Source organism: Streptomyces sp. NRRL F-525 (assembly GCF_000716605.1).
GTDB lineage: Bacteria > Actinomycetota > Actinomycetes > Streptomycetales > Streptomycetaceae > Streptomyces.
Genome location: NZ_JNXE01000054.1, coordinates 35,799 through 47,331, shown reverse-complemented (window position 1 = coordinate 47,331; position 11,533 = coordinate 35,799). Strand labels below are relative to the sequence as shown.

At 69.4% G+C, this 11,533-nt stretch carries 6 protein-coding genes and 1 pseudogene; all 7 read right to left on the bottom strand.

What is annotated here, in order from left to right:
• Nucleotides 1-798, bottom strand: a pseudogene (locus tag OO69_RS44580) (hypothetical protein); the annotation flags it as partial.
• Complete coding sequence (locus tag OO69_RS44575; RefSeq protein ID WP_033286724.1) at nt 795-3,017, bottom strand: bifunctional glycosyltransferase/CDP-glycerol:glycerophosphate glycerophosphotransferase; 2,223 nt, start codon at nt 3,015-3,017, stop codon at nt 795-797. The gene OO69_RS44575 and the pseudogene OO69_RS44580, both read right to left, overlap by 4 nt.
• Before the next feature lie 7 nt (nt 3,018-3,024).
• Nucleotides 3,025-5,217 (bottom strand): bifunctional glycosyltransferase/CDP-glycerol:glycerophosphate glycerophosphotransferase, encoded by a 2,193-nt coding sequence (locus tag OO69_RS44570; protein WP_033286723.1) that lies wholly within the window; start codon nt 5,215-5,217, stop codon nt 3,025-3,027.
• A gap of 150 nt (nt 5,218-5,367) precedes the next feature.
• Nucleotides 5,368-7,629, bottom strand: a complete 2,262-nt coding sequence (locus OO69_RS44565; protein WP_033286722.1) for a bifunctional glycosyltransferase/CDP-glycerol:glycerophosphate glycerophosphotransferase — start codon at nt 7,627-7,629, stop codon at nt 5,368-5,370.
• A gap of 155 nt (nt 7,630-7,784) precedes the next feature.
• Nucleotides 7,785-8,693 carry a carbohydrate ABC transporter permease gene (locus tag OO69_RS44560; protein WP_033286721.1) on the bottom strand — a complete coding sequence of 303 codons (909 nt, stop codon included), beginning with the start codon at nt 8,691-8,693 and terminating at the stop codon, nt 7,785-7,787.
• On the bottom strand, nt 8,690-10,030 hold the full coding sequence (locus OO69_RS44555; protein ID WP_078652863.1) for a carbohydrate ABC transporter permease: 1,341 nt from the start codon (nt 10,028-10,030) through the stop codon (nt 8,690-8,692). The genes OO69_RS44560 and OO69_RS44555 overlap by 4 nt, the downstream gene beginning before the upstream one ends.
• Before the next feature lie 7 nt (nt 10,031-10,037).
• Nucleotides 10,038-11,423: an ABC transporter substrate-binding protein gene (locus tag OO69_RS44550; RefSeq protein ID WP_033286720.1), complete on the bottom strand. Its 1,386-nt coding sequence runs from the start codon at nt 11,421-11,423 to the stop codon at nt 10,038-10,040.
• Nucleotides 11,424-11,533 lie beyond the last annotated feature (110 nt).

Genomic DNA, 11,533 nt, shown 5'->3' with positions numbered 1-11,533 from the left:
CCCCGGAGCCCGCCCCCGCCGCATCCGCCCTACGGCGACCACCGCACCCGCCCCGGCCAGACACAGCCCGAGGAACAGGGACTGCGAGTGCTTGACGGTGAAGAGGAGCGCCAACGAACCGCCCACCAGGGCGAGTCCGACCCGCGTACGCCGCCCCTTCAGCACCAGCGCGCACCCCCACACCGCGGCCAGCGTCAGGGCAGTCATCAGCCCCTCGGTCATCGGCCGCATCGAGGTCGTCCCACATGGCAGCACGTAGTACAGCGCCTGCCCGGTCAACGCGAACGGCACCGACACGGACAGGGTGCGCAGGATCAGGAAGACGAGTACGCCACCCAGCACGGTGAGGACGACACTCGCCGACCACATCCCCCACACCGGCCCGAGCAGCGTCACGAACGGCACCAGGAACACCGGGTATCCGGGCCGCACTTCAAAGATCCGCATGAACCGTTCCGACGTGAACGGCGTGATGAACCCGCCCGTCTGCCCGGCCCGCAGCCGCGCGTTCACCCCCCGCCACTCCGCGTCCCGGCACTTCTTCGCGACCCGCGCGGCGGGGTCCTTGCCGTGGAAGTTCAACGGGTTCACGCTCTGGTCGCGCCGCGCGTTCGCCCCCTGGCTCGCACAGCTGTAGTCGATCGCGACAGCCGCAGCCTCCCGCTCGCTCGCACCACGCAAACTCATCGCGTACGACAGGTAGTTCTTCGTGTCGGGAGTCGCCCGCCCGGTGACATTGGCGAGTTGGAGCACCGCGAACACCGCGGCCAGCACCAGCACCCACGTACGCGGCCTCATGACGACGCCAACTGGTCGTGGCCACTGACCGGAGAGGGAACCCGCGCACCGGCCCCGCTCTGCGGCAGCCAGTCGACCTCCCCCAGAAGCAGCGTCCGTACGACCCTCTCGGCCGCCCTCCCGTCGTCGAACTCGCAGTACCGCGCCCGGAATTCACCCCGCAACCGCGTCGAGTCCTCGTCCCGCCACGCACCCGACGCGAACAGCCACGCCAACTCCCGGTAGGAACCGGACACATGACCCGGTGGCGCCGCGGTGACGTCGAAATACGTTCCCCGACTGGCCGCGTACGCCTCCCGGTCATCGGCGTGCAGCACGATCGGCCGGTCGAGATTGGCGTAGTCGAACATCAGGGCCGAGTAATCAGTGACCAGCGCGTCGGACGCCAACATCACATCCTCCACGGCGAGTTCGTCGGTCGCGTCGATCAGCACCCCACGCCGATGCAGATCCGCGAGCCCCATCCCACGCGCGGGCCCGGTCGCGAGAGACGGATGCAGCCGTACGACGAGCGTGTGCTCCGGACCGAGATCCTCGGCGAACCGGGCCAGGTCCAGCCGGTCCACGTGCCCACCCCGGACGTACTCACGGCGGGTCGGCGCGTACAGCACGACGGTGTTGCCAACCGGGATACCCAGCCGCTCCCGAACTGCCGCCCCCGCTCCCGGAGTTGCGCCGACGAGAACGTCATTGCGCGGGCTCCCCGTCCGCGCCGAAGCGAAGTGGCACGGATACGCCCGCTCCCACACCAGCTCCGAGTGCCGGTTGGCGACCAGGCTGTGGTCCCAGCGGTCGGCCCGGCGCAGCATCTGCGGAACATCGACGCCGAAACGGCCGCCGGGCTTGTCCAGCAGGTCGGCCGCCATGTACTTGAGCGGGGTGCCCTGGTGGGTGTGGATGTGGACGCTGCCGGGGCGTTTGGTGAGGGTGCCGGGCCAGTTGACGTTGTTCACGAAGTACTGGGCGCGCGCGGTGAGTTGGCGGTACCGCAGGGTGTTGAGGAGGACGTGCTCGACGTCAGGCGGCAACAACGCGGCCTGTTCCGCGTCCTGTACGACCCACACTCCCCGGAGACGCGGGGCGATCTCCTTCGCCTTGTAGTACACGGCGGCCGGGTCGCCCAGCACCCCGCGGTGCGAAAACGCGGAGTACACAACGAGGTTGGGGTCCAGCGACCGGCGCGCGTGCAACGCGCCCCAGCCGCCCTTGACCCGCCCGGCCGCCGATTTACGGGCCTGCATCGCCCGGCGCTCCAGCTGCCGCGCGCCCCGCCCTGCCTGCCGCCGCACCCGGTACAGCGCGTAACTGCCTTCCAGCGCACGGACTTCGGCGTCCACCCTCACCCCCGTCGGTTTGTGCTTTGCGAACAACTCGGCCGTACGACGGAAGAACTCGGCCTTGTCGGACGGAGGCAGGCGGTCCGGCTTGCCGAGGATGTCGAGGCAGTGCTCGCCCATCTTCCGGTGCAGGTACGGCAGCCAACTCGCCAGTTCCGGGCGGGAGTCGACGAACGCGAAGACCCGCTCGTACTGGTCGTGGATGTCGAAGTGCTTGCGGCTGGTGGTGGACAGGATGTTGCCCTGGCGCCGCTGCCGGTAGTTGAGGCAGATCCGGTCGAGGGTGGCGATCCGCTCGGCGCTGAGCAGCACCGGGAACGTCCAGGGCGTGTCCTCGTAGTAGCCCGGCGGGAACTCGAAGGCGTGCTTGTGGACGAACTCCCGGCGGTACACCTTGTTCCACACGACCATCAACAGGTCGAGGATCTCCGGGTGTTCGGCGACCGTGAAGGTTCCGTCGACCTCCGTCAGGACGTGCGCGAGGACGTTGCGCCGGGTGCCGCCCCACCAGTAGGTGCGCGCGTAGTCGAAGACCAGGACGTCCGGGTCGCCGCTCGCGTCGAGCCGGTCGGCCATCGCGCGCAGCGCGCCCGGGGTGAGGGTGTCGTCGCTGTCGAGGAAGAAGAGGAAGTCGCCGGTGGCCAGGGGCATTCCGGCGTTGCGGGCGCGGCCGAGGCCGACGTTCTCCAGCAGGTGCAGCACCTGGACGCGCGGGTCGCGGGCCGCGTACTCGTCGAGGATCGCGCCGCAGCCGTCCGGCGAGCAGTCGTTCACGGCGATCACCTCGATGTCCCGGTAGGACTGCTCCAGAACCGAGTCGAGGCACTCGCGCAGAAAGCCCTGCACCTTGAAGACGGGGACGATGACGCTGAAGCGGGGCACTTCGGGTTCAGCTCCTTACGAGGGTGGCGGCGGGGGCCGGGACGCGCTCCGCGAGCGGGATCACGGGCGGCACGGTCTCCGGCGGCTCGCCGAGGAACACCCGGCGTACGACCCGCTCGGCGGCCAGCCCGTCGTCGAACTCGCAGAAACGGGACCGGAATTCGGCCCGCAGGGCCGTGGACTCGGGCCCCGCGTACGAGCCGTCACGGAAGACCTGCGCCAGCTCCTCCGGGGTTCGGGCGACCGGTCCCGGCGGCGCCTCCATGAGGTCGAAATAGACGCCCCGCGTCTCCCGGTAGACCTCCCAGTCGTCGGCGTACACGACGATCGGCCGGTCGAGGTTGGCGTAGTCGAACATGATCGACGAGTAGTCGGTGACCAGCGCGTCGGCCGCCAGGCAGACGTCCTCGGAGGAGCGGTGCCCGGTCACGTCGATGATCCGGCCGCTGCTCTTGGCCCGTCCCTGGTCGTAGAAGTAGTGGGCGCGCAGCAGCACGACCACGTCCTCACCGGCCGCCGCGCAGAAGGCCTCCAGGTCGAGGCCGGTGTCGAAACCGGTCTGGTAGTCGCGGTGGGTGGGCGCGTACAGGACGGCCGTCTTGCCCTCCGGGACGCCCAACTCCCGCCGCACACGGGCCACTTCATCCGCCGTCGCCGTGTAGTACACGTCGTTGCGCGGATAGCCGTACTCCAACGCCTCGTACGAGCCGGGGAAGGCGCGCTCCCACATCTGGGTGGAGTGCCGGTTGGAGGAGATGTTGTAGTCCCAACGGTCCACCCGGCCCAGCAACTTGGCGAAGCTGCCGGTCGCGGCGGCCACCACCGGGTACGTCGACTGGTCGACGCCCATCTTCTTCAGCGGGGTCCCGTGCTGCGTCTGGACGTGCACACTGCCGGGCCGCTTGACGACGCCCTCCGCGAAGTTGGCGTTGTTCACCAGGTACTTGGCCCGCGCCAGCACCTCCCAGTACTTCCGGCTGCCGATGACGGCGTGCTCCACGCCCTTCGGTACGGCGTCCACCGCGTCCGGCTCCACCAGGAACACCGAGCGGATGTGCGGGGCAAGTTGACGCGCCTTGGCCTCGATCGCGGCCGGGCTGCACGCGTAGCCCCGTCCCCAATAGGCGCAGTAGACAGCCAGGTTGGGGTCGAGGGAGCGGCGCAGGTCACGGGCGTAACGCAGCCGGGTACGCAGCATCCGGGGGCGTGGGACGCGCTCGGCCGCTCCCGATGCCTTCCGGTTGGCACCGCGTAGTGCCTTGAACGCCGGGTAGGCCCCCGACGCCAGCAGTCGGTGCTGCACCCCCAGACTCCCGCCCGGCGCATGGAAGTCGGCGGGCCGGTGCGTGCGGTAGAGCCGTCCCGCCCGACGGAAGAACGCCCGGTGCCCGGAGGAAAGCCGTTCGGGCCGCGAGGCGGTCTTCAGCACCACGGCGAAGAGCTGCTCGAACAGCGCGTGCGATCGCTCGGGAGCCAGACCCTGTCCCGCCGTCAGCACCAACTCCACCTGATCGAGGAGCTGGTGATGGTGCTCGCCCGGCAGGTTGAGCCGGCTGCCCTGTCGCCGCAGCAGATGCCGTACGACCACCGAGCGCAGCACCGCGACCCGCTCGGCGGCGACCGTGACCAGGCCGCCCCAGCCCAGGTCCGTGAACCGCCCCTCGGGGAAGGTGAGTCGGTGCTCGGTGAGGAAGGCGCGGCGGTAGGCCGCACTCCACGCCGGTAGCTGAATGCCCGTCAACTGCGGTGCCTGGCCGGGGGAGAAGACGCCCGCCGGGGTCTTCGCGAGCAGCGGGGCGGCCGGGTTGGTGGGCTCGCCCTCCCACCACGGGGTGCGCTCGTGCTCGAAGTACAGGACGTCCACGTCACCGGTCTCCGTGAGCCGGGCGTCCAACGCGGCCAGTGCGCCCGGAGCGAGCGTGTCGTCGCCGTCCAGGAACAGGACGTAGGCGCCGGTCGCCGCCCGCAGTCCGGTGTTGCGGGCCCCGCTGAGCCCTGCGGACGGTGGGGAGTTGACCGGGGCCACCCGGGAGTCCTGCCCGGCGTGGTCGGCGGCGACGTCGGCGGCCGGGGAGCCGGGGCTGTCGCAGACCGGGATCAGCTCGAAGTCGCCGTAGGACTGCGCGAGGACCGAGTCCAGGGCCAGGGACAGCCGGCCGGCGACCCCGTGGGACGGGACGATGATGCTGAAGCGGGGCATTCTGTTCTTTCTCCAGTGGTCCGGAGGGGTCCGGTGTCAGTGCGTGCGACAGGCCCCGGGGCGTCCGGTCGGGCGCCAGGTGGTCGGGCGGGTCGGGGTGGGGCGCGAGGGGCTTGAGGGCATGTGAACTCCCCGGTGTGGGAACGGCGTTCAGAGTCGGTCGGTGACGGGCAGGGACGTCGAGGGCTGCGGCACGGTGGCGAGCGGGGAGCGCGTGAGGCTCGCGGCGGCCGACGGGACCGGGTGGCGGTCGGCGAGCGGTACGACCGGTGGGAGGTCCGTTTCGCCCAACACCACGTGGCGTACGACGCGTTCGGCGGCGCGGCCGTCGTCGTAGGGGCAGAAGCGCTCGCGGAACGCGGCGCGCAGCTGGGCCGAACGCGAGCCGCGCCAGTGGTCGGTGGCGAAGATGTCGATCAGTTCGTCCTCGCTGCGGGCGACCGCGCCCGGCGGGAAGGCGCGCAGGTCGAAGTAGGTGCCGCGGGCCGCTTCGTAGGCCTCCCAGTCGTCGGCGTGGATGACGATCGGGCGGTCGAGGTTGGCGTAGTCGAACATCAGGGACGAGTAGTCGGTGACCAGCGCGTCGGAGGCGAGGCACAGGGACTCGACGCTGGGGTGGTCGGTGACGTCGATGATCCGGCCGGACGCGGAGGCGGCGAGGGGGCCCTCGTGCCAGTAGTGGGCGCGGGCCAGCACGACGAAGCGCGGGCCGAGGCGGCGCAGGACGCGGTCCAGGTCCACGTGGGCGCGCTGAACTCGGCGGTAGTCGCGGTGGGTCGGGGCGTAGAGCAGGGCGATGGTGTCCTGCGGGATGCCGAGGGACTCGCGCAGCCGGTGCACGTCGGCCGAAGTCGCCTGCTGGAACGCGTCGTTGCGGGGATAGCCGTAGGCGAGCGTCGTGTAGCTGCCGGGGTAGACGCGCTCCCAGGTCAGGGTGGTGTGGCGGTTGGCGGACAGGACGTGGTCCCACTTGTCGACGCCCTTGAGGAGTTCGGCGAAGTCCATGTCCCGTGCCGCCGCCGGGCGTTCCTGGAGGTCGAGGCCCATGTGCTTGAGGGGGGTGCCGTGTTGGGTCTGGATCATGACCTGGCCGGGGCGCTTGACCAGCCGGCGGTCGAAGTTGACGTTGTTCACCAGGTACTTGGAGCGGGCCAGCGCCGTCCAGTACGACGCGGTGTTCGGGCGGAGTCGGCGCGTCGCGGCCGGGATCGTGTGGTGGTGCTCGGGGCGGGCGATCCACGCGGTGCGGATGTGCGGGGCGTGGGTGCGGAACGCCGTCTCCAGCGCGCCAGGGTTGCAGCTGTGGCCGCGGCCCCAGTAGGCGGCGAACACCGCGCGATCCCTTAGCGGGAGCCGGAGTTGGACGCGGTAGTGGAGCTGGAGGACCGCCGCCCTGAGTGTGCGCAGCGCCTTCGCGGTGAGCTTGACCGCGCTGCGCCGCCAGCTCATCGCCTTCTGCACGGCCCGGAACGTGCGGTGGACGCCGAAGTGGACGAGTGTGTGGCGCGTCCGGGTGCGCAGCGGGACCGGGGTGCCGGGGATGCGGTAACGGCGGTAGTGGGCGCGGGCCTTGCGCAGGAACTCGGCGCGGGTGCCGCGCGGGAGGCGGTCGGGCTTGGTGAACACCGTCGCGAGGTGGTCGACCATGCGGCGGAACAACACCGGCCGCCACTGGGCGAGTTGAGGGCGCGCGTCGACGAACGCGAAGACCCGGTCGTACTGGTCGAAGACGTCGAAGTGCTTGCGGCTGGTCGTGCCGAGGATGTTGCCCTGGCGGCGCTGGCGGTAGTGGACGCAGACCCGGTCGAGGGTCGCGATGGTCTCCGCCGTCATCAGGACCGGGTAGGTCCACGGGGTGTCCTCGTAGTAGCCGCGCGGGAAGGCGAAGCCCTCGCGCTCCACGAACTCCCGTCGGTACGCCTTGTTCCAGGCCACCATGATGACCCGCAGCAGCCCGGGGCGGTCCTCCAGCCGGAAGGGCGCCGGGCCCTGTTCGGTCAACTGGACGGCGACCTTGTTGCGTTGGGCCTCGCCCGACCAGAAGGTGCGCGCGTAGTCGAAGACCAGCACATCGGGCTCGCCGGTCTCCTTGAGGCGGTCGGCGATCGCGCGCAGCGCGTCGGGCGTGAGCGTGTCGTCGCTGTCGAGGAAGACCAGATAGTCGCCGGTCGCCTGTTCCAGACCGGCGTTGCGGGCGCGGCCGAGGCCCTGGTTCTCGGGGAGATGGACCGCGCGCACCCGGGCGTCGCGGGCCGCGAACTCGTCGATGATCGCGCCGCAGGCGTCCGGCGAGCAGTCGTCGACCGCGATCAGCTCAAGATCGGGGTACGACTGGGAGAGCACCGATTCCAGGCATTCGTGCAGGTACGCCTGCACCTTGTACGCGGGGACAATGACACTGAACCTGGGCAAGGGACATCCATGGGTCGGTCGGCGCGGGCGTTCTGCCCGGGAACGGCCGATGGAGTGACTTGGTTACGGCGCGTACGGCATACGGGGGACGCACGGTGAACGAAAAGGGGCGGGCCGATGACGGCCCACCCCTTCGAACTATGTGTCGTTTGCGGCTATTTGACCGCGCCCGCCATCACGCCGGACACGAACTGCCGCTGGAACGCGAAGAACACGGCCAGCGGGATCACCATGGAGATGAACGCACCGGGTGCCAGCACGTCGATGTTGTTGCCGAACTGGCGTACCTGCGTCTGGAGTGCGACCGTGATCGGCTGGGTGCTCGACTTGGTGAACACCAGCGCGACCAGCATGTCGTTCCACACCCACAGGAACTGGAAGATGCCCAGGCTCGCGATCGCGGGCCCGCCCAGCGGCATCACGACCCGTGCGAACAAACGCAGTTCACCCGCGCCGTCCAGCCGGGCCGCCTCCAGGAGTTCGCGCGGGATCTCCGCGAAGAAGTTCCGCAGCAGGAACACCGCGAACGGCAGCCCGTATCCCACATGGAACAGGATCACCCCGAAGATGGTCCCGAACAGGCCTATTTTCCCGAAGAGTTCGGCGATCGGGATCAGCGCGACCTGCACCGGCACCACCAACAGGCTGACCACGCCCAGGAACCACCAGTCGCGGCCCGGGAACTCCATCCACGCGAACGCGTAGCCCGCGAGCGCGCCGATCACCACGACGAGGAGCGTCGCCGGGACGGTGATCAGGACGGTGTTCCACAGCGAGTTGGTGATGTCGCTGTTCTCCAGCAGCGTCTTGTAGCTGTGGAAGGTGAGTTGGGACGGCTGGCTGAAGACCTTCCACCAGCCGCTCGCGCTCATGTCCTCCGGGCTGCGCAGCGAGGACAGCAGCAGCCCGAGCGTCGGCACCATCCAGAACAGGCCGACGAGGATCAGGAACACCCGGACCAGGCCCCCGCTCGCCACCGCCGCGAGCCGGGAGCCGAGCGACTCCCGCGCCTTGACGACCTCAACGGGCCCTGGTTTCCCCAGAGTTCCGGCATCCATGGTCATCGCCGCACCTCCCGCCGCAGCCGCCGCACATTGAAGAGCATCACCGGGATCACCAGCAGCAGCAGGAACACCGAGATCGCGCTGGCGATCCCCGGCTGGTCCTCCGAGAAGCCCTTCCGGTACAGCTCCAGGGCCAGCACGTTCGCGTCGTCCTGCGAGGAGCCCGGGGCGATGATGAAGACCAGGTCGAAGATCTTCAGCACGTTGATCATCAGCGTGACGACGACGACCGCGAGCACCGGCGCCAGCAGCGGCACCGTGACCCGCCGGAACACCTGCCACTCATTGGCCCCGTCGACCCGCGCGGCCTCCAGCAACTCCCTTGGCACACCCGCGAGTCCGGCCGCGATCAGGACCATCGCGAACCCGGCCCACATCCACACGTACGACCCGATGATCGCCGGTGTCACCAACGACGGGCCCAGCCACTCCACTCCGTTGTACGGCGCCTTGAAGTTGCCCGCCGGGAGCCGGAGTTGGGCCCCGTCGGCCTTGGCGGGCAGGGTGAAAGTGCCGTCGCCCGCGGCCTTGGTCGAGGCGACCACCTTGCCGTCCTTGACCGCCTCGATCTTCATCCCGCCGTAGCCGAGTTCGGACGGATCGACCCCGCCGAGCCTGCCGACGCCCTTGCCGCGGGTGAAGTCCTGCCAGGTCGTGCCGGTGATCCTTCCCGGCTCGGCCTTCGCGGCCACGGCCTTCTTGGCGCTGTCGGGCATCTGGTCGGGGGCGACGCCGACCAGCGGGAGCGTGACGGTCTGGCCCGTGTGGACCGTCGTACTGGTGATGAAGCCGCCGTGGTCCGCCTTCAGCGGCGACTCGCGGCCCGGGTGGGCGTTCGGGAACGCAGACGACGAGACGAACGTGTCGTGGATGCCGACCCAGACGGCGTTGGCGACGCCCTTGTGCGGGTCCTGGTCGTAGACGAGGCGGAAGATGATGCCGGCGGCCAGCATCGAGATCGCCATCGGCATGAAGACGACGAGCTTGAACGCCGTTCCCCAGCGCACCCGTTCGGTCAGCACCGCGAAGATCAGGCCGAGGGCGGTGGCGACCGTCGGCGCGAAGATCACCCAGATGACGTTGTTCTTCAGGGCGGTGCGGATGCCGTCGTCGGTGAACAGGGCCTTGTAGTTGTCGAATCCGGCGAAGCCGTCACCGGCCTGGTTGCCGAAGCTGCGGACCAGCGAGTACCCGATCGGGTAGACCACGAGCGCGCCGAGCAGCACCAGGGCGGGCAGCAGGAACAGCACTGCCACGGTCCTGCGGGTGCCGGTCACGCTCTTGCGCCTGCGGGGAGGGACGGAGGCCCCGGAGGCCTCCGCCGCTGCCGATGCCATCTCGGGATCAGCTCCCGCTCGCGTACGCCGCCGCCGCGTCCTTCTCCAACTGGGCCTGCGTGCCCGCGACATCCGTCGGGTTCTTCAGGAAGTCCTGGAGGTCCTTCCACTCGCCCTTGCCCGGCGTACCGCCGAAGGACTGCGGAGCCTGGTCCGACATGTCGAAGCGGAAGTCGTCACCGGCCGCGATCAGCGACTTGGCGATCGTCCGCTGCACCGCGTTCGGGTACGCCGAGTCCGGCACGTTCTTGTTCGGGGAGAGATAGCCGCCGAGCTTCGCCTGGATCGTCGCCGCGTCCGGTGAGGCGAGGAAAGTCGCCAGCGCCTGGGCCGCCTTGGAGTCCTTCAGGATGACGGCCGCGTCGCCGCCGGAGACCACGGGCGCGGTGGAGCCGACCGCCGGGAAGGGGAACACCTTTGCGTCGGTGCCCACCTTCGCCTTGGTCTCACCGATGTTGACCTGCACGAAGTCGCCCTCGTAGACCATCGCGGACTTCGGCTGGTCGCCGCCGTTGAAGGTCTGGGTGACGGACGCGGGGAACTCGGTCTGCAGCGCGCCGTTCTGACCGCCCGCGATGTAGGCCTTCTTGCCCCAGATCTGGGCGAGCGTGGTGAGCGCCTGCTTGACGGAGGGATCCGTCCACTTGATCTTGTGCTGGGCGAGTTCGTCGTACTTCTCCGGGCCCGCCTGCGACAGATAGACGTTCTCGAACCAGTCCGTCAGCGGCCAGCCGTCCGCGCCCGCGATCGAGAAGGGGGTGACCCCGGAGTCGTAGACCGTCTGCGCGGTCGTCAGCAACTCCGCCCAGGTCTTGGGCTCCTTGGCGCCCGCGTTCTCGAAGACCTTGGCGTTGTACCAGATCAGCGACTTGTTGGCGGCCTTGTAGTACACGCCGTACTGCTTGCCGCCGACCTTGCCGATGTCCTGCCAGCCCTGCGAGTAGTTCTTCTGCAACTCCGCGAGCGCGGCGGCGCCGAGGGGCTTGGCCCACTTCTTGTCGACGGCCTGCTTGATGGCGCCGGGCTGCGGGAGCATCGCGACGTCCGGCGGCTGGCCGCCCGCGATCTTGGAGCCGAGGAAGTTGATGATCGGGTCCTGCGCGGGCACGAAGGTGACTTTCGCACCTGTGCGCTTCTCAAACTCCGAGAGGACCGCCTTGAAGTTCTTCTGCTCGGCACCCGTCCACACGGCGGCCACTTCGAGGCTCGCGCCGTTCAGCTTCGGGAGGGTGACGGTTCCGGCGGTCTCCGAAGGACTGCTCGACTTGCCGCTGTCGCTCTTGTTGTCGCTGCCTCCACAGGCGGCGAGCGAGAGCGTCAGTGCCCCCGCGGCGACAACTGCCGCTGTACGTACGGTGGTGCGTGTCCGGTAGGTGCTGCTCGTGCTGCGCATCACTGCCCCGTTCTTCGTTCCTCGTCGAACGCTCGAACGCTTCCGTGCGCACTGGTCTACGCCCGGTACTTGAACGCGGCAAGATGGCGTCCGCTGTCAAGTACGCGATC